The organism is Microbacterium testaceum StLB037 (assembly GCF_008763945.1).
Lineage (GTDB): Bacteria > Actinomycetota > Actinomycetes > Actinomycetales > Microbacteriaceae > Microbacterium > Microbacterium testaceum_G.
In genome coordinates, this window is record NZ_VTQH01000004.1 from 1 (window position 1) to 23,061 (window position 23,061).

Here is a 23,061-nt window from a genome sequence, read left to right on the forward strand (position 1 = left end):
TGCGTGAGTCGCCAGGATGTGTCGCTTCGGGGGTGTCCGAAGCGACAGAATCTGGCGACTCGCGCGGGGGGAAAGAGAAGGGGGGGTGGATGCCGGGACCCGGGCGGGCGGCCCGGAGCCCGGCATCCGGGGGTGTCAGCAGGAGGACTTGTAGACCGCGTCCTTGCCGTCGCCGTTGATGTTGTCCTTCGTCAGGATGGTGAAGCCGGTCTGGATCTTGGCTTCGGTGGCTTCACCCTTCAGCGCGGCGATGGCCTGCTTGACGCCGTCTTCGCCGATGGTGGCGGGCTCCTGCGCGACGAGGGCCTGGACGGTGCCGGCTTCGAGGGCCTTGACCTGGGCGGGACCGGCGTCGAAACCGACGATGGTGACCTGACCTTGCTTGCCGGCCTGCTGGACACCGGTGGCGGAGCCTTCGGCGGCGAACAGGTTGGCGGCGAAGATGCCGACGATGTCGGGGTCCTTCTGCAGCGCCGCGGTCACGATCTCCGCGGCGGTGGAGGGTTCGTTGTGGGAGTACTGCACACCGACGGAGGTGAACTTCGAATCCTTCGCGACGGCGTCTTCGAAGCCCTGCGCGCGGGCGTCGGTGGTGGACACACCGGGGTCGGTGGACACGACGAGGACCTTGCCGCCGTTGGGGTTGGCCTTCTGGATCGCCTCGAACGCCGCAGCCCCGCCGCCTTCGTTGTCGCTGGAGATCTGCGACACCGCACCGGAGGGGTCTTCCAGCGTCGTGTCGACGAGGACGACCTTGATGCCGGCGGCCTCGGCCGCAGCGATCGGCGCCTGCATGGCGGAGACGTCGGTGGGGGCGATGAGCAGCGCGTCGGGCTTGGAGGCCACGACGGCGTCGACGATGGGCTTCTGCAGGGTGGGGTCGAACTTCTCCGGGCCCTGGGTGGTGACGGTGGCGCCTTCTTTTTCGGCTTCGGCCTGGATGCCGCACTGCATGGAGATGTAGAACTCATCTCCCGCGACGCCCTGCACGAACGCGATCTTGTACCCGCCGTCGGACCCGCCCGACGCGCCGCCGGATGCCGAGCCGCCCGAGCAGCCCGCGAGGACGAGGGTGGCTGCGGCGCCGAGGGTGGCGAACGCGAGAACCTTCTTGTTCCACTGCATTGTGATTGCCTGTTCTCTCTTGATGGGGATCGGATGCCGGGCCTCAGCCGCGGCGTCCTCCGCTGACGAACTTGCGCCAGAGGCTCTGGGTGTTGCCGCGGGTCGCGGCGGTGCGACGCACCTGGTCGACGTACACGGCGGTGATGAGCACCGCGCCCACGGCGACCTGCTGCCAGAAGGGCTGCACGCCGGTGATGACGAAGCCGTTCTGCAGAACGGCGGGGATGAACAGGCCGACCACGGTGCCGAAGATCGTGCCCACGCCCCCGAAGAGCGAGGTGCCACCGATGACGACGGCCGCGATGACGTTCAGGTTGGTCTGCGACTGGCCCGCGATCGCGGTGGTCGAGAACTGCGACAGGGCCAGGATGCCGGCAAGCCCCGCGAGCGCCCCCGACAGCGTGTAGACCGAGATGAGGTGGCGGTCGACCTTCACGCCGACGCGGCGAGCGGCGAGCTCGCTCGAGCCCACGGCGTAGGTGTACAGACCGAACTTCGTGAAGTGCAGCACGATCGCCCCGATCACGACGACCACGAGCGCGATGACGCTGATGATGGGCAGCGACCCGAACACGTTGCCGTAACCGATCGACACCGTGAGCACGGTCGGCACGTCGCGGATGTCGACGCCACCGGTGAGGATCTGCGCGAGACCCAGGGCCATGCCCAGCGAACCCAGGGTGACGATGAGCGGCGGGATCTTTGCCTTCGCGATCAGGAAGCCGTTCAGCAGCCCCCAGCACACGCCGCTGAGGATCGAGACCAGGATGCCGATCGTCGCCACTCCCCATCCCTCGCCGCCGAGCGCCCGCATCGTCAGGGCGGAGACGACGCCCGAGAACACCAGCACCGAACCGATCGACAGGTCGATACCGGAGGTGATGATGATGTAGGTCATGCCGACGCCGAGGACGGCGAGGATCGAGGCGTTCTGGATGATCAGGCGGAAGTTCGACCACTGCGCGAACGAGTCGGGGGCCAACGCGCTGAAGATCAGCACGATGACGATGAGGATCAGCAGGATCTGGAACGCCTGCGCCTTGAGCAACCCCATGAAGAAGTTGGGCTTGGTGTCCTCGAACGTGCCGATGGCCACCGTCTCGGTGGGAGGCGTCTTCGTGCTCACTTCTGGTCGTCCTTCGTCACGGCGCCGGTCATGAGCCCGACGAGTTCTTCCATGGAGGTGTTCTTCGCGTCGACGTTGGCAACGCGGGTGCCCAGCCGCAGCACCTGGATGCGGTCGCAGACCTCCATCACGTGCGGCATGGAGTGCGAGATGAGCACGACGGCGATGCCCTTGTCGCGCACACGGCGGATCGTCTCGAGCACGTTCTTGGTCTGCCGCACGCCGAGGGCGGCGGTGGGCTCGTCGAGGAAGACGAGACGCCCGGCCCAGTGCACGGCGCGGGCGATCGCGATCGCCTGGCGCTGGCCGCCCGACATCTCTCCCACCGGCGAGGTGAGGCTGCGGACGGTCGCGCCCAGTTCGTCGAAGGCGGCGCGCGAGGCCACGGCCATGTCCTTCGTCTTCATGAAGCCCAGCGCTCCGGCGAGGCCAGGGCGGCGGATCTCGCGCCCGAGGTACATGTTCTGCACCGGATCCAGGTGCGGCGCCAGGGCGAGGTCCTGATAGACCGTCTCGATCCCGAGCGACGACGCCACCTGCGGATTGCTCATCTCGATCGGCTTGCCGTCGAAGAGGATCTCGCCCTCGTCGACCGCGAGGTTGCCCGAAAGCGCCTTCACCAGGGTCGACTTCCCGGCGCCGTTGTCGCCGATGAGAGCGGTGACCTCACCCGGGTAGACCTCGAAGTCCACGTTGTTGAGGGCCCGGACGTGACCGAACTGACGGGAGAGCCCGCGCGCTTGCAGCACGGGGACGGCCGTTGTGACTGACGACATCGTCAGCTCCTTTCGTTGGTGAGGAGGAGGGAGGAAGCCGAGAAGGCCGAGGCGACCGCGTCGAAGGGTTCCGTCGAGGCGGCGAACGCGGCGAACAGCGCCGCTCCGTACGCCGTCGCCTCATCGTGGGTCGAGACGGTGACCTCGGGCAGCAGAGATGAGCGCGAGCGGACGACGGATGCCATGGTCGACCAGCCTCCGGTCAGCACCGTCGAGGTGGGCGGGGCGACTTCGCGGTTCATCGCCGCCATGCACTCGTCGAGCATGTCGTTGCCGTGGCGCAGCGACGCCGCGAACAGCTCGGCCGGGCTCAGCCCGTCGCTCTGCGCGACGATCTTGAGCACGCCGTCGTCGTTGCGCGCGCCCGAGACCTCCAGGCCTCCGTCGGCGAGCGTTCCGTCGACCGGAAGCGCGAGAGCGGCGTCGTCGATGACGGCCCGGCCCGTGGCATCCGTGATGCCGAGCAGCTGCAGCACGCGCCGCATGAGCAATCCCGACTTGGTCCCCGCGAGCAGCACGTACTTGCCCGGGATGACGTGGCGCACGCAGTTGATGCCGGCGTGGGCGAGGCGCTCGCGCGCGTCGAAGGGGAGGGTGTCGTCGAGCACGCGCACGAGGGCTTCGGCCGTGCCCATCGAGTCGTAGAGCTGACCGGTGTGCGTGGCACCGACGGCGACCGCGGAGACGAGGTGGTCGTGACCGGCAATGGTGAGGGCCGCGCCGCGGAACCCCGCGGGCATCGCATCGTCGGTCAGCACGCCGACGGCTTCGCCGGCGCTCACCCGCTCCCCGAGGATCGACTCGTCGGCCCCCAGGACGTCGAGGGCCGCCTGCCACGGCGTGCTGTCGTCCTGGTCGATGAGTCCGGTGCGCGAGACGAGTGAGTACTCCGCGACGCGCGGGCCGCCGAGGGCGTGCACGACGTACTCCGGGACGTTCAGGAACGTCGTCCCGGCGAGCGCGATGCCGGTGTCCCGCAGGTGCAGGAGTTTGGCGATGGATGCCAGGGGCCCCACCGGCAACCCGGTGCGACCGGGGAACTCGGCGCGGAAGGCCTCGGGGGTCGCCATGATCTGCTCTGCGCCCCGGGGGTCGAACCAGGCCATGATCGGTGCGAGCGCCCCGCCCGCGGAATCGAGCAGCACCCCCGCCTCCGCCATGCCCGAGACGCCCAGCGCGAGCACGCGGTAGCCCTCCTCGAGGCGCGCGTCGGCCTCGGCGGCGAGCTCGCGCACCACGGCGAGCGCCCGGTCGGCGGGCATCTCGGCCCGGCCGTGGTCGAGGTTGGTCCACGGCGAGGGGCGGCTCGCCACGAGCACCGGGCGCCCTTCGGGGGTGGCGACGAGCAGCTTCGTGCTCGTCGAGCCCATGTCGACGCCGACGACGTACGCGGTCATCGCACGTCACCGCCGCGGAGCGTACCGGGCCACCCGGCGCCGGGTGCGGCGACGAGGATCTCGGCCTCGCCCGTGAGACGCCAGGCACCGAAGGCGTGCGGCACGGCGAAGACCTGTCCGCGCTCGACGTCGATGCTTCCTTCATCCGCGACGAGAGCACCCGCTCCCTCGCGCACCAGGACGACCGAGAACCCGGCCTCGCGCGCCACCGTCTCGCCCGCGGCGTCGAAGAGGCGGAAGTAGGGGTCCGCGGCATCCGGAAGCAGAGAACGGAAGGCGGGTCCCGCCTGCTTCGCGCCGACGGTGCTGACCAGGGCGTCGAGGGCCGCGGCGTCGAGCTTCTCGGTCGACACGGCCGGCATGACGGCGTCGAATCCCAGGTCGAGGTGCGACTCCTCGCGCGTCGAGGTCGTGACCGACCACTCCAGCAGGATCGAGAAGTCGGTGGGCTCCTGCACCTCGGCGACGAAGATCCCCCCGTCGATCGCGTGCACGGTGCCGGCGGGCACGAGCACGCCCATGCCGGGGCGCACGACGACGCGGTTCATGTGGGCGAGCATCCACTCGCTGTCCTGCGCGTCGCGGCGACGGTCGAGCTCGTCGCGGTCGACGGCCTCGTTCCATCCGACGTGCACGGCGCAGTCGTCCTCGGTCTCGAGTACGTACCAGGCCTCGGTCTTGCCGTAGGGGCAGTCCAGGTGCGACGACGCGAACCCGCGGTCGGGGTGCACGTGGACAGGAAGGCGTTGCCGCGCGTCGAGGAGCTTGACCAGGATGCCGAGGTCCGCGGCATCCCGTCCGCTGCGCGCCCCCACCCACCCGGCGCGGTCTGCCGAGACGAGGTCGCGCAGGAACGAGCCGTCCTCTGTGACGGCGAGACCGATCTCGTCGGAGCCGAAGCGCGACACGGTCGAACCGAGCCATTCCTCGGGCTGACGGTCGGTCTCGGGCACGATCCCCCGCAGCGCCGCGATGCGGTCGCCGCCGAGGTAGAAGTGCTGCACGGGGTTGGGGGGCAGCAGCACGGGTTTCATCGCGTCGCTCCGATCGGGTCGAGGGCAGGGGCGGGGGCGACTTCGCCCGAACCGCGGGGAACGAGGCGCGTGGGCACGACGCTGCGGCTCGGGGCGTCGTCGGGGTGCGCAGCCAGGTGGCGCAGGCGCCGGAAGGCCGCGGCCCCGAGCAGGCGAGGGTCGTGGTCGACGTACGTGATGCCGGGCTCGAGCACCTCGGCCAGGGTGAAATCGCCGAACGAGATGAGCGCCGGCATCCGCAGCCCTCGCGCGCGGATCGCCTGGACGGTCGCGATCGCGGCGAGGCTCGTCGCGCACAGCAGGGCGGTGGGGGCGTCGGGGCGCTCGAGCAGTCGTGAGGCCTCGGCCGCCTCACCCGCCTGGAAGCGTTCGTGCGTGACGACGAGCGAGGCGTCGAACGGCACGCCCGCGGCCTCGAGAGCCGAGCGGTAGCCGGCCAGGCGGTCGCTCACGGTGGGGTAGGGAACGTCCTCACCCATGAAGGCGACGCGACGGTGCCCGTGCGAGAGCAGAGCGGCGGTGGCCTCGAACGCGGCGCCGAAGTCGTCGATCACGACCGCGTCGATCCCCGAGCGCACGCGGTCGACGGTCACCACGGGGCAGCGATGGCGCAGTCCCGCGAGCACCGCCGCGGGGACGGCGACCGGCGCAACGATGAGCCCGGCGAGGCGGTGGCCGGTCAGGCGGTCGAGCTGGGCCGTCTCGCGCGCGGCGTCGTACCCGGTGCTGGCGAAGATCACGCTGAGCCCCTCGGCCACCGCGAGCTCCTCGACGACGCTGACGAAGGCGGCGAAGAACGGGTCGCTGATCGCATCGATCAGGATGCCGATCGTGTCGGCCTCGCGACGCTTGAGCTCGCGGGCGCTGCGGTCGGGCACGAAGCCTAGATCGCGCACGGTCTGCAGCACGCGGTCGCGGGTTCCGGGTAGGACGCCCGCCTCGCCGTTGATGACGCGGGACACGGTCTTCGGGCTGACGCCGGCGGCCGTCGCGACGTCGATGAGCCGGGCGCGCGGCCGGGCCGTGGTGGCCTCGGCGACCGCGGTCGCGGCGGGTCGCTCGTCGTGCGTCATCGCATCTCCGACATCGTTGTCATTCGGGAGGAAACCCTCGGGCGGGCTTCGATGGAGACAGCATGAGCCCCACCGGACAACGTTGTCAAGTCACGAACGCGTCTCGATGACATCGATGTCGAGACCGAGCTGCCACGACGCGCCCGGCGCGAGCGGACGCAGCAGCCCGCGCTCGCGCGCGACACTTCGACCGAGGATCGTCGCCGCCGTCGCCGGCTCCACCCCGAGCACCACACCGTCGTCCTGGGCGACCCGCCACTGGAACATCCCCGGCAGCCGGGCGGTGTCGAACGAGATCCGGATGCCGAGCCCCGACGCCGCGATGACCTCGGCGCTCACGCGGCGACCGGTCGGCAGCCCGTGCGCGAAGACCTGCTCGGGATACCGCGCGGACGGTTCGGGGAACTCCGCCCACGACGACAGCCCCGCCTCGGCGTCGGCGTCGCGCGCGAGCACCCGCTCGGCAGGCGACCGCAGCACCGTGCCCGCATCCACCAGCGGCCACCCGAGATTCACGTGGTACAGCACCATGGGCTCGACCTCGCGCGCACCGCGATTGACGATCTCGTCGCGCAACTCGATGCGCCCCTCGCCCAGCGGCACGCGGAGGCGCCGCCGCAGCTCGAGGTGGGCGCCCAGCACCGTCGCCTCGACGACGCTCGCCTCGACCACCACGGCATCCGCCTGCACCTCCGCCCGGGTGACGGATGCCGACAGCCCGCTGTAGCGCCCGTGCTGCGGATGCTCCCCCTCGGCGTCGACTGACGGCGGGCCGAACGACAGCAGGCCGCACGTGGTCACGAGTCCCCCGCCGAACGACGCCCCGAACCCCGCGACCCCCGGCCGCGACCACCCGGTCGGCGACACCCACGCCAGAGGCACGCCGCGGTGCCGAACCTGCCCGAGATCGAGCCCCCGGTCGGGCAGCAGCTCGATGTCGAGGTCGCCCGCGATGAGCCGCAGGCGCCGGGTGCTGGCATCCGGTCCGTCGGTGCGCACCGAGGCCTCGATGGCCGCCAGTTGCTCGCGGGAGCCCGCGCGCCGGAACGCCTCGTCGATCGATCGTCCGTACAGCTCGCCCATGAGCCCCGCCTTCCTCGCCGTGACGTCGCCCACGCTAGCAGCGATTGACAACGTTGTCTTGTGCCCCGCATACTGACCGTCGAGCGCAGAGCCGCGCCCCGACACGACGCTTCGGAGACCCACACCCCATGTCGAAACCCCGCCTCAATCGCCTCTTCAACGCGCGGTCCGGCCGCGCTCTCGACGTCGCCGTCGACCATGGTGCCTTCCACGAGCACTCGTTCCTGACGGGCATCGAAGACATGGCCGCCACCGTCGCGACGCTCGTCGACGCCGGCCCCGACGCCGTCCAACTCACCCTCGGACAGGCGCCCCTGCTGCAGTCCGTCCCCGGCAAGCAGAAGCCCGGGCTCGTCCTGCGCACCGACATCGCCAACGTCTACGGCGATCCTCTCGAGTCCCCCCTGCATAGCATCCACGTCCCCGATGCCATCGAGGTCGCCGTCCGCCTCGACGCGGTCGCCGTGTGTGTGAACCTGCTCGACCTCCCGGGGGAGCCCCAGGTGCGCGAGCAGTGCATCCGCTCGATCCTGGCTCTGCGGACCGACGCCGAGAGGTACGGGATGCCGCTCATGATCGAGCCCCTCGTCATGCAGACCAAACCCGGCACCGGCGGCTACGGCGTCGACGGCGACACCGCCAAGGTCGTCACGCTCGTGCGCCAGGCCCGCGAGCTCGGCGCCGACCTCATCAAGGCCGACCCCACCGACGACATCACCGAGTACCACCGCGTCATCCAGGCCGCGGGTGACACCCCGCTGCTCGTCCGCGGTGGGGGCCGGGTCGACGACCGCACGCTGCTCGAGCGCACCCAGGCCGTGCTCTCCCAGGGGGCGCGCGGCATCGTCTACGGCCGCAACGTCATCCAGCACCACGACCCTGCCGGCATCACCGCAGCCCTCATGGCCGTCGTGCACGACGACGCCTCGGTCGACGAGGCCCTCGCCCTCATCGGCGCCCCCGCCGAAGGAGACCGCGCATGACCGGCAAGAAGATCGGCGTCGGCATCATCGGCGGCGGCCTCATGGGCCGTGAGATCGCCGCGGCGCTGCGACGCTGGCCCGCTCTCATCGACCACCCCGCCGAGCCCGAGCTCGTCGCGGTCTGCGACATCAACCCGGCGGCGCTGGAGTTCTTCGAACGCATCGACACGGTGCAGCTGACCACGACCGACCACCACGAGCTGCTCGCCGACCCCCGCGTCGACGTCGTCTACATCGCGGTGCGCCACGACCTGCACGAGCGTCTGTACATCGATACCGTCCGCGCCGGAAAGGCACTGCTGGCCGAGAAGCCGTTCGGCATCGACCGCGCCGCCGCGGACGCGGTCATCGCCGCGATCGACGAGAACCCGCAGTCTTTCGTCCGCGTCTCGAGCGAGATGCCGTTCTTCCCCGGCGCCCAGTGGGCCGTCGACTACGTGCGCGCGGGCGGTCTCGGCCGCATCGTCGAGGCGACCTGCACCTTCCTGCACTCCAGCGACATCGACGTGAACAAGCCCCTCAACTGGAAGCGGCAGAAGCAGTTCTGCGGCGACGCGGGCGTGCTCAACGACCTCGGCATGCACACCTGGCACGTGCCGTTGCGCCTGGGGTGGACGCCCGAGAAGGTCGTCGGCATTTTGCAGGACATCGTCACCGAGCGCCCCGGTCCCGACGGCTCGCCTCAGCCCTGCGACACCTGGGACAACGCCGTGATCCACTCCTGGTCGCGCCACGAGGGGGCGCCCTTCCCCCTCACGACCGAGACCAAGCGCATCGCGCCCGGCCAGAAGAACACGTGGGAGTTCGAAGCCATCGGCATGTCGGGCGGCGTGCGCTTCAGCACCAAGAACCCCAAGCAGGTCGAGGTCTTCGCTTTCGTCGACGTGCCGGGCGTCGGCCGCGAGCAGAGCTGGCAGAGCGTGGATGCCGGAAGCCAGTCGGTGTGGCCGACGGTGACCGGACCCAACTTCGAGTCGGGTTTCTCCGACGCCATCCTGCAGATGTGGGCGGCCTACCTCGCCGAGTACCTGGGCGAGCTCGGCGACGGCTTCGGGTGCGTGCGCCCCGACGAGGCCGCCCTGACGCATCGCCTCTTCGCTGCCGCGATCGCGTCGCACGAGACGGGTGCTCTGGTCTCACCCGAGGTGTGACGGCGCGTCGAGGGGTGTCCCGCCGAGCGCGGGCGCCCCTTCGGCGTTTTCGGGCGCGACCGGCGGTATCCGTATGCTCGGAGAACGCCGCCCCGCGCGGCACCTTCGAGGAGACGCATGCGCAAGACCGGCCGGCCCACCATGATCGACGTCGCCGCCGACGCCGGGGTGAGCCTCAAGACCGTCTCGCGCGTCGTCAACGCGGAGCCGAACGTCGACCCCGCCATGATCGAGCGTGTCCTCGCGTCGGTCGACAAGCTCGGCTACCACCGCAACGCGCTCGCGGCGAGCCTGCGCTCCGGCAACCGCGACACGATCGGCTTCGTCGCCGCCGACCTCTCGAACACCTTCTACATGGCCGTCGCCGCCGCCGTCTCGGCGATCGCCACGCGCGAGCGCATGCATCTGGTCATGGCATCCAGCGAAGAGGATGCCGATCTCGAACGCACCCTCGCCCTCGATCTGTGCCAGCGCCAGATCGGCGGCCTCATCGTCGTGCCCACCGCCGCCGATCACTCCTATCTGTCCCGCGAGGTCGAGCTGGGAACCCCCGTGGTCTTCCTGGACCGCCCCGGCAGCGGCGTGCCCGCCGACGCGATCCTCCTCGACAACCGGGGCGGGGCGCGCGCCGCCGTCGCGGAGCTCCTCGCCGCCGGGCACCGTCGCATCGCCGTCCTGCTCGACTCCCCCGAGATCTTCACGATGGTCGAGCGCCTCGCGGGAGCCCGCGAGGCCTTCGCCGCCGAGGGGCGGGCGCTCGACCCCGCCCTCGTCATCGACGGACTGCACACCCCGGCCACAGCCCGCGACGCGGTGCTGCGCCTGCTCGACGCGACCGACCCGCCCACCGCCGTCTTCTGCGCGAACAACCGCGTCACCATCGGCGCCCTCGAGGCGATCCTGCCCCGCGGGGCCGACGTCGCCATCGCCGGCTTCGACGATTTCGAGCTCTCGCGCCTGCTCCCCCGCCGCATCCGCATCGTCGACTACGACGTGACCGAGCTCGGCACGCGCGCCGCCGAGACGTTGCTCGCGCGCGGGGCGGACCCCGCGACGGGGTCGCACACGCACCTCGTCCCGACGCGGCTCGTCGACCGGGGCGGGGTGTCCTGAGCGCGGTTCGACGCCCGCAACCCCGGGTGAGGCGAAGCAGCTTCGTGGGTGAAGTCCGCGTCGTGTGCGAACGGAAAGCCGCCGCCCGGCCGCTATTCCCCCGCCGCTGCCGGTGACACTGGGAGGTCGATGACCGCCTGCCCGAGGAGCGCCGCATGTCACCTGCTCCCCCGCTCGACGAGCGTTGGATCCCCGTGGCGTTCGGCGCGCTCGATGTGAGAGACGCGGCGGCCTTCTCGCCCGAGGCCGAGATTCTGGTCCTCCCCGTCATCCCGGGCCCGGCCCTCTGCCTCGTCGGCGACGGCGCCGCCCTCTGGCGTGATCTCGTCGATCGGGGGCCCCTGTCTCCGCGCGCGCTGACCGTCGACCAGAACGATCTGCTCGAGCAGTTGCAGCACGAGGGCCTTGTCGCACTCGGAACGAGCCACACCGCAGCCGTGACCAGGCTCGACCGTGCGCTGCTGTCCTCCCCCCTGCATGAGCTCATCTACGCCCTGGTCCACCGGGTCGCTGACGCCGCCGGCATCCGGTGTCTTTTCGTCAAGGGCCCGGCCCTGCACCATCAGGGGCTCCGCGAGCGCGAGCACTCCGGTGACGTCGACGTCTGGTGCGACCCGGCGCGGTGGGACGACCTCGCCTCCGCCCTCGAACCGTGGGGATGGGCCCGGCAGCCCGACCCCTGGCGGGGTACCTCGGTCCATCACTCGACCACGCTGCTGCCCCGGGCCTGGGGGTGCGAGATCGACATCCATCGCCGCTTCCCCGGTCTCGCTCTCGACGACGAGCGCGCTTTCGACATCGTCATGACCCTGTCGACCACGATGGTCGCGGCCGGGACGGTCGTGCCCATCCCCCGACGCGATGCACACGCGGTGATCTCCGCTCTCCACGCCATCCGCCCGGCGGTGGGGAGGAAAGTCTCCGTGAACGACCATCTCATCGGGCAGCGGACCCTCGCGGCGGCCCCCGGCGCCATGGACGCAGCTCGCGCGCTCGGCGCGGTCGCCGCGCTTCGCGATGACCTCGCAGTCGCTTATCCGAATGCCGATCCCGGCCCCGACCTCGGCCCGCCGCGAGACTGGTTGCACCGCGCGCAACCCGACCGTCCCAGGGCCTATCTCGCCGCTCTGCGCTCGATTCCCGCGCGAGAGCGCATCCGCGCTCTGCGAAACCTCGTCTGGCCGGCGGACGACATCGCCCTTGCGTCCGCCGCTGACGCGGGCGACCCGACGACCGATGCGGGGCGTGCTCGGCGCCGCCGACTGATCCGGGCGATACGCACGTGGACGGCCGCCTTCTTTCGGAAAGGGCACCGATGACCGCGACCCGACCCCTCCCGTCCCCCGGTCTCCTCGTGCACGAGTGGATCGCCCCGGCCGGCGGCTCCGAGAACGTCCTCGAGGCCATGGCCCGCGCATTTCCCCGGGCCGACATACGGTGCCTCTGGAACGACGCGCCGGCCCGGCTCGCCGACCGTCGCCTGCGCGAGACGTGGTTGGCGAAGACGCCGGTGCGCCGGAGCAAGGCTCTCGCTGCGGCCTTCTGCCTCCCCACCTGGCGCCTGCTCCCCCGGGACGACTACGCGTGGATGCTGATCAGCTCGCACCTCTTCGCCCATCACGCGCGCATCCGTTCGAGCGCGGGAGACGTGCCGAAGTACGTCTACGTCCATACCCCGGCGCGTTACGTGTGGACTCCCGAGTACGACCCGCGCGGGCAGGGTGCCGCCGTGCGCGCGGTCGCGCCCGTGTTCCGAGCGATCGATCGGCACCGCGCGGCGGAGCCCGTCGCCCTCGCCGCCAACAGCGCCTTCGTGCGCGAGCGCATCGCACGCGCCTGGGGGCGGGAGGCCGTGGTCATCCCGCCTCCCGTCGACGTGCGCTCCATCGCCGACGCGACCGCATGGGAGGGGCTGCTGAGCGACGCCGACCGCCGTACGCTCGACGCTCTCCCCGGGATCTTCCTCCTCGGCGCCTCGCGATTCGCCTCGTACAAGCGTCTCGATCTCGTCATCGAGACCGCTGAACGCTTGGGCGTCCCGGCCGTCATCGCCGGTCGAGGACCCGACGAGGCAGCCCTGCGCGAACGTGCCACCGCCGCGCGCGTTCCCGTCACGCTCGTCGTGTCACCCTCCGACTCCCTCCTGCGCGGCCTGTACCGCGCGGCATCCGTCCTGGTGTTCCCGGCGATCGAGGACTTCGGCATCATCCCCGTCGAGGCGCAAGTTCTCGGCACCCCGATCGTCACCGGGCCGATCGGCGGGCAGCTCGAGACGTACGAGGCCGGGGTGACCGGGATCACCGCCGACGGGCTGAGCCCCGGAGACCTGGCCGCGGCGACATCGAGGGCGCTCTCCCTTCCGGTCTTCGACGGGGTCGAGGCGACGGCGCGGTTCTCGTCCGAGGTCTTCGAGCAGCGCATCCGCGGCTTCGTCACCGGGTGAAACGCACCACCTGCCCGGCATTCCTCCTTCCGTCAAGGCCGCGCACGGCGTCGACCATCCTGCCTACCGTCGAGGCATGACCTCCGATCGCGACCAGTTCACCTTCGACAACCCCGTCACCCGTTACGCCCGCGTCGAGCCGCCCGTGCAGCACCAGCCCGAGCCGGGTGTCCAGGCCGACATGACGCCGGTCCCCGACCTGGGCGAGAAGACCTACCGCGGACTCGGCCGCTTGACCGGCCGCAAGGCGCTGATCACGGGTGGCGACTCCGGTATCGGCGGAGCGGTGGCGATCGCCTTCGCGCGCGAGGGTGCTGATGTGGCCATCGTGCACCTGCCCGACGAGCAGCGCGACGCCGATCACATCCTGGAGCAGATCCGGGATGCCGGCCGCACCGGCGTCTCGATCGCGACCGACATCACCGATCCCGGCGCGTGCCGCGAGGTCGTGGCCCGCACCGCCGAGGCGCTCGGCGGTCTCGACATCGTGGTGAACAACGCCGGAAAGCAGGTGATGGTCGAGAAGGTCGACGACCTCTCCGACGAGCAGTTCGAGCAGACGTTCCGCACGAACGTCTTCGCGCCGTTCTGGATCACGAAGGCCGCGCTCGCGCACCTGCCCGAGGGCGGCACGATCATCAACACCGCCTCGCTCGAGGCCTACGTGCCCGCCCCCGACCGCCTCGACTACGCCGCGACCAAGGCGGCGATCAACAACCTGTCCAAGGGGCTCGCGCAGCAGCTCGCCTCGCGTGGCATCCGGGTCAACGTCGTCGCACCGGGGCCCACTTGGTCGGCGCTGCAGGTGAGCCAGGGCGTCTCCGACGACCAGATGGAGCACTTCGACGACGAGAGCACCTACCAGCGGGCCGGCCAGCCCGCCGAGATCGCGCCCGCGTTCGTCTTCCTCGCCTCCGCGGAGTCGAGCTACGTCTCGGGTGAGACGCTCAACGTCAACGGCGGCATGGTCACGCCGTAACCGACCACCTCGATCGCCCCGGCCCGCCGCGCGCGGACGGGGCGATCGTCGTGTCTGGCGACCGGCGATGGGGCGCGCGGGGCGGGGGCGCTTGCGCGGGGCCCTCACCTGCTCGTGGGGCGCGCTTCGTGGCCCCGGGGCGTGGGCCGTGGCCCCGGGGCCACCTGCACACCCACCCCGACGCGCGGCAATCCGCTGCCTCAGGACGCGGTGCGAACAAACCCACCTCCCGCCCGCCGGACCCGCCCGTCGCGGATGCTTGCGCAAAACGTCTCGTTCCGCAAGCGACCCTTTCCCGCCCCTGCCGTAAGCGAGCGTGAGTGCATGCCCACCGAAACCGCTCCCGCCGCCAGCGGGGCGCCCCTCACCCTGTACCTGCTGCACGCGCTGGGAGCGAGCTCCGGATCCTTCGACCGTCTCGCCGAGCGCCTCCCGGGCGATGTCCGCGTGCAGGGCATCGACCTTCCCGGCTTCGGTTCCGCGGCGAGCGCCCCCGACGCCACCCTCGGGGACACCGTCGACCACGTCATCCGGCGCCTCTCCGAGCACGAGAACGGTCCCTGGATGCTCGGTGGCCACAGCATGGGCGGCAAGATCGCGGCCCTGGTCGCGGCCCGCGTGCTGCGCGGCGACGCCCCGCTGTTCGGTTTGCGCGGGATGGTGCTGATGGCCCCGTCCCCTCCCCGTCCTGAGCCGATGGACGAGGAACGGCGCGAGCGGATGCTCTCGTGGGTCGACGGCGGAGCGATCTCGGAACAGAATGCCGAGACCTTCATCGACCAGAACACCGCCGAGCCCCTCGATGCCGGTGCGCACTCCCTCGCCCTCGCCGACCTCCGGCGCACCTCGCCCACCGCGTGGCGCGCGTGGCTCGAGACGGGCAGCCGGATCGACGTCACCGCCGAGGTCGCGACCCTCGACCTGCCCGTGCTCGTGCTCGCCGGCACCGACGACGCCGACCTCGGTGCCGCCGCCCAGCCGGGACTGCTCGCTTCGGTCTACCCGCGGGCACGTTTCTCGACCCTCCCCGACACGGGGCACATGATCCCGCTCGAGCGTCCGGCCGAAGCCGCCGACGCGATCTCGCGCTTCATCGCCGACGAAGTACGGGTCGGGCCCGTGGTTCCGGACGACTGGGCCCGCCTCATCGCCGGCGATCGCGTCGACGACCGAGTCCGCGGCATCCTGGCCCGCCGCTCCGTGCCCGACGACCGCGGCTACGCTCCCGAGGTGTTGAACCTGGCGCAGCTGACCCTGCTGCGCGAGATCGCCGATCTCGTCGTCCCGCAGGACGGGCCCGCGATCGACCTCGCCGGTCGCGTCGACGCCCAACTCGCGCGCGAGGAGGGGGACGGCTGGCGCAACGCCGACCTCCCCGTCGACGCCGAGGCCTACCGTGTGGGCCTCGACCAGCTGGCCGCCACGTGGCCCACCGATCCGGCCGAGCGGGCCGAGACCTTCCGCGCCGCCGTGGAGGGGGAAGCGGATGCCGACGGCCCCTTCGACGCCGCCCAGCTGAAGGCCTGGCTCGAAGACGTGCGCAACGACCTCATCCGCCAGTGGCTCGCCCACCCGGCGAGCATGGCGCGGGTCGGGTACGACGGCTTCGCCACCGGCGGCCGTCCCATCCGCGGATACGTCGAGCTGCGCCTGGGGCGCCGCGAAGACTGGGAGCCGTCGAGTGTCGGCGGCACGATCGCGACAGGAGACGCGGCATGAACCTCGAAGCGATGCGCACCTACACCGACGACGAGGTCGTCGACGTCGTCGTGATCGGAACCGGCGCCGGCGGCGCCCCGCTGACCGCGGAGCTCGCCCGGAAGGGCCTCACCGTCGTCGCGCTCGAGGCCGGGCGGCACTTCTCGCTCGACGACCTCACCCCCGATGAGACCGAGGCCGTCGAGATCAACTGGATGTCGGAGCGCCTCAGCGGCGGAGAAGACCCCACCGCCTTCGGCCCGAACAACAGCGGGCGCGGCGTGGGCGGCTCGATGCTGCACTGGGGCGCCTTCACCCCGCGCCCCGATCGCCGTGACCTCGCGCTGCGGACCGAGTCGGGCGTGGGCCGCGACTGGCCGATCGACCCCGACGAGCTGCTGTCCTACGTCGAGCGCGTCGAGGGCGACATCGGCGTCTCGGGTCCGTCCCCCTACCCGTGGGACCCCGCGCGTCGCTACGCGTACGCCCCGGCGAAGCGCAACGCGCCGGCGAACCTCGTGGCCAAGGGCTGCGACGCGCTCGGCGTGCGTTGGGCCGACGCCCCGGCCGCGGTGCTGACCCGGGCCCGTCTGCAGGATCACCACGGCGAGCGCGGAGCGTGCGTCAACTGCGGCGAGTGCCACCAGGGATGCCGGGTGGATGCCAAGGCCTCTACCTCCAACACGTACCTGCCCGCGGCGGTCGCCGCCGGCGCCGAGATCCGCAGCGAAGCGATGGTGCACGGGATCGAGCTCGACGCGCGCGGGCACGTCGAGGCCGTCGTGTACCGCAAGAACGGCGTCGATCGCCGCCAGCGCTGCCGCTCGCTCGTGCTGGCCGGCGGCGGTGTGGAGACGCCCCGTCTTCTGCTGCACACCGGCCTCGCGAACGACAACGGCCAGGTCGGCCGCAACTTCCTCGCCCATGGCGCGACGCAGGTGTGGGGACGGTTCGACGAGCCGGTGCGCGGACACCGCGGATACCCGTCGTCGCTGATCAGCGAAGACATGATGCGCCCGGCCGACGCCGACTTCGCCGGAGGGTACCTCGTGCAGAGCCTCGGGGTCATGCCGCTGACCTTCTCGACCACCCTCGTGCGCGGCGGCGGCCTCTGGGGGCCGCAGCTCATGCAGCGGCTCGACCAGGCACGGTTCATGGCGGGCATCGGCATCAACGCCGACTGCCTGCCCTCCGACGACAACAAGCTCGAGCTGGTCGACGAGCTCGACGAGTTCGGCATTCCGCGAGCGCGGGTGACGTTCACGGCCGGCGACAACGAGAAGGCGATCGACAAGCACGCGACCGCGTTCATGCTGCGCGTGATGGAGGCCGCCGGAGCGCGCGAGACGATGGTCCTCGCCCGCACCGCGCACACCATCGGCACCTGCCGCATGTCCGACGACCCGTCCGACGGCGTGGTCGATGCCGACGGCCGTTCGCACGAGATCCCGAACCTGTGGATCTGCGACAACTCGGTCTTCCCCTCGGCGATCGCCGCCAACCCCGCGCTGACGATCATGGCCCTGTCGCTGCGCACGGCCGACCGCTTCCTGGCCTCCGCCGCCTGACCCTCGTCGAGTGTCCACGACACGCCGTTCGCCGGGCCTGCGGCGCGGCGAGTCGTGGACGCTCAACGTGTCGCGGCTCGACACGGGAGAATGGATGCCATGAAGCTCGAGCACCTCGTCCGGTTCGCCGCCCTCGCTGAGGAGCTGCACTTCCCGCGCGCGGCCGAGAAGCTGCGCATCCCCCTCGCCTCGCTGTACACGACCGTCGACAAGCTTGAGGAAGAGGTGGGTCAGCCGCTCGTCTCGCGCACCCCGCCGACGCAGCTCACCCCGGCCGGTCGTCTGCTGCTTGAAGAGGCGCACCATCGCATCGCGGACGCGCCTCCCGCCGCACCCCGGCAGAAGGCCCCCGGCGGCGGCAAGGCGAAGGCCAACAAGGGCAAGGGCCGGGCCCCGATCGTCAAGGGCGAGCCGAAGCCCTACAAGAAGCGCCAGGGCCGCTGACTCCGTTCCGCGCCTCTCGGGCCCCGCACCCACCTCGATAAACGCTCGCTGCACGGGCAAACGCCCTCCGAGGGCGTTTCCCGGTGCAGCGGGCGTTTCTCGGTGATCCCCGGGCGCACGCCCCCTACAGCTCCGACAACCGCCCGGCCTCGACGCGCCAGCGGCGGTCGGTCTGCACCGCCTCGAGCATCCGCCGGTCGTGCGTGACGAGCAGCAGCGTGCCGGTGTACGACTCCAGCGCCTGCTCGAGCTGCTCGATCGCCGGCAGGTCGAGGTGGTTGGTCGGCTCGTCGAGGACGAGCACGTTGACACCTCGCGCCTGGAGCAGTGCCAGTCCTGCGCGCGTGCGCTCGCCCGGCGACAACCCGTCCACCGGCCGCATGACATGGTCGGCCTTCAGGCCGAACTTCGCCAGCAGCGTGCGCACCTCGCCCGCGTTCATCTCGGGGACGAAGCCCTCGAAGGTCTCGGCCAGCGGGCGCTCTCCGACGAGGAGCGACCGCGCCTGATCGATCTCGCCGATCGCGACACTGGACCCCAGCGAGGCCGACCCCTCGTCGGGCATCTGACGACCCAGGATGCCGCGCAGCAGCGTCGACTTCCCGGCACCGTTGGGCCCCGTGATGCCGATGCGCTCCCCCGCGTTCACCTGCAGCGAGACCGGACCGAGGGTGAAGTCCCCCTGGCGGAAGACCGCACCCGACAGCGTCGACACCACGGAGCTCGACCGTGGCGCCGAACCGATCGTGAACTCGAGCTGCCATTCCTTGCGCGGCTCCTCGACCTCCTCGAGTCGCGCGATACGGCTTTCCATCTGGCGCACCTTCTGCGCCTGCTTCTCGCTCGACTCCGTCGCAGCCTTTCGGCGGATCTTGTCGTTGTCGGGTGACTTCTTCATCGCGTTGCGCACGCCCTGGCTCGACCACTCGCGCTGCGTGCGAGCGCGCGAGACGAGATCGGCCTTCGTGTCGGCGTACTCCTCGTACTTCTCACGCGCCTGTCGACGCAGGGTCGCGCGCTCCTCGAGATAGGCGTCGTACCCGCCGCCGTAGACACGGTGGGAGTTCTGCGCGAGGTCGAGCTCCAGTACCCGGGTCACCGAGCGGGCGAGGAACTCCCGGTCGTGACTGACGAGAACGACCCCGCCGCGAAGTCCCTTCACGAACGTCTCCAGCCTCTCGAGCCCGTCCAGGTCGAGGTCGTTGGTCGGCTCGTCGAGCAGCGCGATGTCGAAGCGCGACAGCAGCAGCGCGGCCAGCCCCACGCGCGCCGCCTGCCCGCCGGACAGGCCGGTCATCTCGGCATCCGGTCCCACCTCCAAGCCCAGGTCGGCGAGCACGACCGGCATCCGTTCGTCGAGGTCGGCCGCGCCGCTGGCGAGCCAGCGCTCGAGGGCCGTGGCGTAGGCGTCGTCCGCCCCCACGATCGAGGCATCGCCCAGAGCCGCGGCCGTGGCATCCATCTCCCGCGTCGCCGCGGCGCAGCCCGTGCGGCGCGCGATGTACTCCGCCACGGTCTCTCCCGCGACGCGCTCGTGCTCCTGCGGCAGCCAGCCGACGAAGGCGTCGCTCGGCGCGAGGCTGATCGCCCCGCCCTGCGGCTCGTCGACGCCGGCGAGCAGGCGCAGCAGCGTCGATTTGCCCGCACCGTTCGCGCCGACCACGCCGATCACGTCTCCCGGCGCGACGGTGAGGTCGACGCCGTCGAAGAGCGTGCGGTGTCCGTGGCCCCCGGCGAGGCCCTGTGCGACGAGGGTGGCGGTCATCCCTCCAGTGTCTCAGGATGCCGCAGCCTCACCGCGCCCGCGGGTGCGAGGTCGCGTACACGTCGCGCAGCGCATCGACCGAGACGTGCGTGTAGATCTGCGTCGTCGCCACCGAGGCGTGTCCGAGCAGCTCCTGCACGACACGAACGTCGGCTCCGCCCTGTAGCAGGTGCGTCGCGAACGAGTGCCGCAGCGTATGCGGCGAGACGTGCGCGGTGAGCCCGGACTTCTCGGCGGCCGCCTGGATGATCAACCACGCGCTCTGACGCGACAGCGGCGCCCCGCGCACGCCCAGGAACAGCCGCGGCGTCGCCCGTCCCCTCGCGGCGAGCGCCGGCCGCACCCGCCTCAGGTAGGCCTCGACCGCGGCGCGGGCGTACGAACCGACGGGCACGATCCGCTCCTTGTCGCCCTTGCCGCGCACGCGCAGCAGATCGCCGTGGGCGGTGTCGTCGACATCGAGCTGCACGATCTCCGACACTCGCGCTCCCGTGGCGTACAGCAGCTCGAGCAGCGCCCGATCGCGCACGGCCGCGGGCTCCGCGGCCGAGGCGTCCGCCGAGCCGGGCGCGGGCCCCGCGGCGTTCAGAAGTAGGTCGACCTGGGCGATCGTGAGGGCCTTCGGCAGCCGACGCGGGGCCTTGGGCGGACGCAGGCGCCCGGACGGATCGGCATCCACCCGCCCTTCCCGCACGAGAAAGCGGTGCAGCCCCCGCACCGACGACTGCATCCGCGCCAACGACGACGACGCGGGGGGCGGCTCGGCCGAAGCGCGCTCGGCCGCGAAGTCCGCGATGAGAGCAGGCGTCACCGCCTCGACCTCGACGACGCGTCGCTCGCCCAGCCACGCCGTGTAGACCGCCAGGTCGCGGCGATACGCGGCGACGGTGTGATCGGAGAGCCCGCGCTCGAGCGCGACGTGCCGGAGATAGGTCTCGACCGCGCGCTCGAGCTCCACGTCAGCGGGCGGATGCCTCGCGGCGCAGCACCTCGGCCGCGGCCAGAGCGCCGGTGGCCAGGATGCCGTTGCGCAGGCGCCCCGCGAGCACGCCGTCGATCACCTCGGTCAGCGGCACGCGCTCGAGTCGCATGTCGGACTCCTCGTGCTCGCGCTCGAAGTCGGTCTCGACCGCCCGCAGACCGCGCGCGAGGAAGAGGTGCACGACCTCGTCGTTCCCGCCCGGGGTGGTGTGCATCGACACCAGGTGCTGCCAGCGGTCGGCGGCGAGGTCTGCCTCTTCCGTCAGCTCGCGTTTGGCGGTCTCGATCGGCGGCTCGCCCGCGACGTCGAGGAGCCCCGCGGGGATCTCCCAGTCGCGCTCCTTGATCGGGTGGCGGTACTGCTGGATGAGCACGACGCGCTCGTCGTCGTCGATCGCCACGACGGCCGCGGCCCCCGGGTGCTCGACGTACTGGCGGGTCATCTCACCGTCGCCGTAGCGGACGGTATCGGAGCGCACGTCCCAGACGGCGCCCTCGTAGACCAGGTCGGTCGAGACGAGCTCGAGCTCGACCTTCTCGTCGCGCACCTCCTCCACGTCAGTCCTCCTCGACGTCGAACAGCTCGCTCGAGCGGTGACGCTCGAGGGCGGCGCCGACGAGACCGCGGAACAGCGGATGCGGCTCGGTCGGGCGCGAGCGCAGTTCGGGGTGGGCCTGCGTCGCGATGTAGTACGGGTGCACGTCACGCGGCAGCTCGACGAACTCGACGAGGTCGAGATCGGGGTTGAGGCCCGAGAACACCAGGCCGGCGTCGCTCAGCTGCTGGCGGTAGGCGTTGTTGACCTCGTAGCGGTGGCGGTGACGCTCCGAGATGCTGTTCGACCCGTACAGGTCGGCGGCGAGCGAGCCCTCCGCGAGCGCGGCCGGGTACAGGCCCAGGCGCATCGTGCCGCCCAGGTCGCCGCTCTCGAGGATGTCGACCTGCTCGGCCATCGTGGCCACGACCGGGTGGGCGGTGTCGGGGTCGAACTCGCTCGACGAGGCACCCTCGAGGCCGGCGACGGTGCGCGCGTACTCGATCACCATGCACTGCAGGCCGAGGCAGATGCCGAGGGTGGGGATGCCCTGCTCGCGCGCGAACCGCAGCGCGCCGAGCTTTCCTTCGATACCCCGGATGCCGAACCCACCGGGGACGATGATGCCGTCGACCGCGCCGAGGGCCTTCGCCGCACCCTCCGGCGTCTCGCACAGGTCGGAGGGGATCCACGTGATCTTCACGTGGGTCTCCTGGCCGAATCCGCCGGCCTTGATGGCCTCGGTGACCGAGAGGTACGCGTCGGGCAGGTCGATGTACTTGCCGACCAGGCCGATCGTGACTTCGTGCTTGGGATTGTGGACGGCCTGCAGCACGCGGTTCCAGCGCGTCCAGTCGACGTCGGCGGCCTTCGAGATGTCCAGCGCGTCGACGATGTAGGCGTCGAGACCCTGGTCGTGCATCATCGACGGGATGTCGTAGATGCTCGGCACGTCGATCGCGTTGACGACCGCGTCCTCGTCGACGTCGCACATGAGCGCGATCTTGCGCTTGTTCGACTCGGTGACGGGGCGGTCGCTGCGGAGCACGAGGGCGTCGGGCTGAATGCCGATGGAGCGCAGCGTCGCGACGGAGTGCTGCGTCGGCTTGGTCTTCTGCTCGCCCGAGGCGCCCATGAACGGCACGAGCGAGACGTGCACGAAGAACACGTTCTTGCGGCCGAGCTCGTGACGGATCTGACGCGCCGACTCGATGAAGGGCTGCGACTCGATGTCGCCGACGGTTCCGCCGATCTCGGTGATGATGACGTCGGGCTGCGGCTGCTCGCTGGCCTGCAGACGCATGCGGCGCTTGATCTCGTCAGTGATGTGCGGGATGACCTGCACGGTGTCGCCGAGGTACTCGCCTCGGCGCTCACGGGCGATGACCTGCGAGTAGATCTGGCCCGTGGTGACGTTCGCCGCCTGGCTCAGCTCGATGTCGAGGAAGCGCTCGTAGTGGCCGATATCGAGGTCGGTCTCGGCCCCGTCGTCGGTCACGAAGACCTCGCCGTGCTGGAACGGGTTCATCGTTCCGGGATCGACGTTCAGGTACGGGTCGAGCTTCTGCATGACCACGCGCAGACCACGAGCCGTGAGGAGGTTGCCGAGGCTTGCCGCCGTCAGGCCCTTCCCGAGGGAGGAGACCACGCCTCCGGTGACGAAGATGTGCTTCGTCGTGAAAGTCGTGCCGTCTGAATGTCCCGCGTCCGAGTTCTGCATCACGGGCTTCGATCCTATCAGTCGCGTGTGGGGGTTCGCCCCTGAGTCTGGCACCCGCCTCCGACA

Annotated in this window: 20 protein-coding genes; 9 read left to right on the forward strand and 11 right to left on the reverse strand. The window is 71.0% G+C overall.

What is annotated here, in order from left to right; all coding sequences use genetic code 11:
* Positions 1–135: 135 nt before the first annotated feature.
* The 7 genes from F9B98_RS15545 to F9B98_RS15575 form a co-directional block, all read right to left on the reverse strand.
* The gene (locus F9B98_RS15545) at positions 136–1,125 is read right to left on the reverse strand and encodes an ABC transporter substrate-binding protein (protein ID WP_150959133.1); all 990 of its coding nucleotides are present in this window, start codon (positions 1,123–1,125) and stop codon (positions 136–138) included.
* Between the two features lie 43 nt (positions 1,126–1,168).
* A complete protein-coding gene (locus F9B98_RS15550; protein WP_225310385.1) occupies positions 1,169–2,251 on the reverse strand; it encodes an ABC transporter permease in 1,083 nt (360 codons plus the stop codon).
* Positions 2,248–3,027 carry an ATP-binding cassette domain-containing protein gene (locus F9B98_RS15555; RefSeq protein ID WP_150959134.1) on the reverse strand — a complete coding sequence of 260 codons (780 nt, stop codon included), beginning with the start codon at positions 3,025–3,027 and terminating at the stop codon, positions 2,248–2,250. The genes F9B98_RS15550 and F9B98_RS15555 overlap by 4 nt, the downstream gene beginning before the upstream one ends.
* Positions 3,028–3,029: 2 nt before the next feature.
* Positions 3,030–4,424: an FGGY-family carbohydrate kinase gene (locus tag F9B98_RS15560; RefSeq protein WP_150959135.1), complete on the reverse strand. Its 1,395-nt coding sequence runs from the start codon at positions 4,422–4,424 to the stop codon at positions 3,030–3,032.
* Entirely contained in the window at positions 4,421–5,458 is a 1,038-nt protein-coding gene (locus tag F9B98_RS15565; RefSeq protein ID WP_150959136.1) for a class I mannose-6-phosphate isomerase, read from the reverse strand. Before F9B98_RS15565 ends, F9B98_RS15560 begins: the two co-directional genes overlap by 4 nt.
* Positions 5,455–6,531, reverse strand: coding sequence for a LacI family DNA-binding transcriptional regulator (locus F9B98_RS15570; protein WP_150959137.1), 1,077 nt, complete (start codon positions 6,529–6,531; stop codon positions 5,455–5,457). Before F9B98_RS15570 ends, F9B98_RS15565 begins: the two co-directional genes overlap by 4 nt.
* 90 nt (positions 6,532–6,621) lie before the next feature.
* Positions 6,622–7,614: an aldose 1-epimerase family protein gene (locus tag F9B98_RS15575; RefSeq protein ID WP_150959138.1), complete on the reverse strand. Its 993-nt coding sequence runs from the start codon at positions 7,612–7,614 to the stop codon at positions 6,622–6,624.
* 128 nt (positions 7,615–7,742) lie between these two features.
* On the opposite strand from F9B98_RS15575, the gene F9B98_RS15580 reads away from it, so the two are divergent.
* The 9 genes from F9B98_RS15580 (at position 7,743) to F9B98_RS15620 (ending at position 17,993) form a co-directional block, all read left to right on the forward strand.
* A complete protein-coding gene (locus F9B98_RS15580) occupies positions 7,743–8,597 on the forward strand; it encodes a class I fructose-bisphosphate aldolase (RefSeq protein WP_150959139.1) in 855 nt (284 codons plus the stop codon).
* Entirely contained in the window at positions 8,594–9,748 is a 1,155-nt protein-coding gene (locus F9B98_RS15585; protein ID WP_150959140.1) for a Gfo/Idh/MocA family protein, read from the forward strand. The genes F9B98_RS15580 and F9B98_RS15585 overlap by 4 nt, the downstream gene beginning before the upstream one ends.
* Positions 9,749–9,865: 117 nt before the next feature.
* Positions 9,866–10,861 carry a LacI family DNA-binding transcriptional regulator gene (locus tag F9B98_RS15590; protein WP_225310386.1) on the forward strand — a complete coding sequence of 332 codons (996 nt, stop codon included), beginning with the start codon at positions 9,866–9,868 and terminating at the stop codon, positions 10,859–10,861.
* A 155-nt stretch (positions 10,862–11,016) separates the two neighbouring features.
* Positions 11,017–12,180, forward strand: a complete 1,164-nt coding sequence (locus F9B98_RS15595) for a nucleotidyltransferase family protein (protein WP_150959141.1) — start codon at positions 11,017–11,019, stop codon at positions 12,178–12,180.
* On the forward strand, positions 12,177–13,304 hold the full coding sequence (locus F9B98_RS15600) for a glycosyltransferase (protein ID WP_150959142.1): 1,128 nt from the start codon (positions 12,177–12,179) through the stop codon (positions 13,302–13,304). Before F9B98_RS15595 ends, F9B98_RS15600 begins: the two co-directional genes overlap by 4 nt.
* A 76-nt stretch (positions 13,305–13,380) precedes the next feature.
* On the forward strand, positions 13,381–14,283 hold the full coding sequence (locus F9B98_RS15605; RefSeq protein ID WP_150959143.1) for an SDR family oxidoreductase: 903 nt from the start codon (positions 13,381–13,383) through the stop codon (positions 14,281–14,283).
* A gap of 324 nt (positions 14,284–14,607) precedes the next feature.
* Positions 14,608–16,002: an alpha/beta fold hydrolase gene (locus F9B98_RS15610; protein ID WP_191966907.1), complete on the forward strand. Its 1,395-nt coding sequence runs from the start codon at positions 14,608–14,610 to the stop codon at positions 16,000–16,002.
* Complete coding sequence (locus F9B98_RS15615; RefSeq protein ID WP_150959145.1) at positions 15,999–17,549, forward strand: GMC family oxidoreductase; 1,551 nt, start codon at positions 15,999–16,001, stop codon at positions 17,547–17,549. Before F9B98_RS15610 ends, F9B98_RS15615 begins: the two co-directional genes overlap by 4 nt.
* 99 nt (positions 17,550–17,648) lie before the next feature.
* A complete protein-coding gene (locus tag F9B98_RS15620) occupies positions 17,649–17,993 on the forward strand; it encodes a helix-turn-helix domain-containing protein (protein ID WP_150959146.1) in 345 nt (114 codons plus the stop codon).
* 124 nt (positions 17,994–18,117) lie between these two features.
* Here the strand turns inward: F9B98_RS15620 and F9B98_RS15625 are convergent, their stop codons facing one another.
* From F9B98_RS15625 to F9B98_RS15640, 4 genes are read right to left on the reverse strand one after another with little or no spacing between them, the layout of a single operon-like run.
* Entirely contained in the window at positions 18,118–19,758 is a 1,641-nt protein-coding gene (locus F9B98_RS15625; protein ID WP_150959147.1) for an ABC-F family ATP-binding cassette domain-containing protein, read from the reverse strand.
* 28 nt (positions 19,759–19,786) lie between these two features.
* Positions 19,787–20,716, reverse strand: coding sequence for a site-specific tyrosine recombinase XerD (xerD, locus tag F9B98_RS15630; protein WP_150959148.1), 930 nt, complete (start codon positions 20,714–20,716; stop codon positions 19,787–19,789).
* A gap of 1 nt (position 20,717) precedes the next feature.
* Positions 20,718–21,296, reverse strand: a complete 579-nt coding sequence (locus F9B98_RS15635) for an NUDIX domain-containing protein (RefSeq protein WP_150959149.1) — start codon at positions 21,294–21,296, stop codon at positions 20,718–20,720.
* A gap of 1 nt (position 21,297) precedes the next feature.
* Positions 21,298–22,995 carry a CTP synthase gene (locus F9B98_RS15640; RefSeq protein WP_150959157.1) on the reverse strand — a complete coding sequence of 566 codons (1,698 nt, stop codon included), beginning with the start codon at positions 22,993–22,995 and terminating at the stop codon, positions 21,298–21,300.
* Positions 22,996–23,061: the final 66 nt, after the last annotated feature.

Coding starts and splice junctions, on each gene's coding strand:
- F9B98_RS15545 (WP_150959133.1), bottom strand. CDS start 1,125: ATGCAGTGGAACAAGAAGGTTCTCGCGTTCGCCACCCTCGGCGCCGCA.
- F9B98_RS15555 (WP_150959134.1), bottom strand. CDS start 3,027: ATGTCGTCAGTCACAACGGCCGTCCCCGTGCTGCAAGCGCGCGGGCTC.
- F9B98_RS15560 (WP_150959135.1), bottom strand. CDS start 4,424: ATGACCGCGTACGTCGTCGGCGTCGACATGGGCTCGACGAGCACGAAG.
- F9B98_RS15565 (WP_150959136.1), bottom strand. CDS start 5,458: ATGAAACCCGTGCTGCTGCCCCCCAACCCCGTGCAGCACTTCTACCTC.
- F9B98_RS15570 (WP_150959137.1), bottom strand. CDS start 6,531: ATGACGCACGACGAGCGACCCGCCGCGACCGCGGTCGCCGAGGCCACC.
- F9B98_RS15575 (WP_150959138.1), bottom strand. CDS start 7,614: ATGGGCGAGCTGTACGGACGATCGATCGACGAGGCGTTCCGGCGCGCG.
- F9B98_RS15580 (WP_150959139.1), top strand. CDS start 7,743: ATGTCGAAACCCCGCCTCAATCGCCTCTTCAACGCGCGGTCCGGCCGC.
- F9B98_RS15585 (WP_150959140.1), top strand. CDS start 8,594: ATGACCGGCAAGAAGATCGGCGTCGGCATCATCGGCGGCGGCCTCATG.
- F9B98_RS15590 (WP_225310386.1), top strand. CDS start 9,866: ATGCGCAAGACCGGCCGGCCCACCATGATCGACGTCGCCGCCGACGCC.
- F9B98_RS15595 (WP_150959141.1), top strand. CDS start 11,017: ATGTCACCTGCTCCCCCGCTCGACGAGCGTTGGATCCCCGTGGCGTTC.
- F9B98_RS15600 (WP_150959142.1), top strand. CDS start 12,177: ATGACCGCGACCCGACCCCTCCCGTCCCCCGGTCTCCTCGTGCACGAG.
- F9B98_RS15605 (WP_150959143.1), top strand. CDS start 13,381: ATGACCTCCGATCGCGACCAGTTCACCTTCGACAACCCCGTCACCCGT.
- F9B98_RS15610 (WP_191966907.1), top strand. CDS start 14,608: ATGCCCACCGAAACCGCTCCCGCCGCCAGCGGGGCGCCCCTCACCCTG.
- F9B98_RS15615 (WP_150959145.1), top strand. CDS start 15,999: ATGAACCTCGAAGCGATGCGCACCTACACCGACGACGAGGTCGTCGAC.
- F9B98_RS15620 (WP_150959146.1), top strand. CDS start 17,649: ATGAAGCTCGAGCACCTCGTCCGGTTCGCCGCCCTCGCTGAGGAGCTG.
- F9B98_RS15625 (WP_150959147.1), bottom strand. CDS start 19,758: ATGACCGCCACCCTCGTCGCACAGGGCCTCGCCGGGGGCCACGGACAC.
- F9B98_RS15640 (WP_150959157.1), bottom strand. CDS start 22,995: ATGCAGAACTCGGACGCGGGACATTCAGACGGCACGACTTTCACGACG.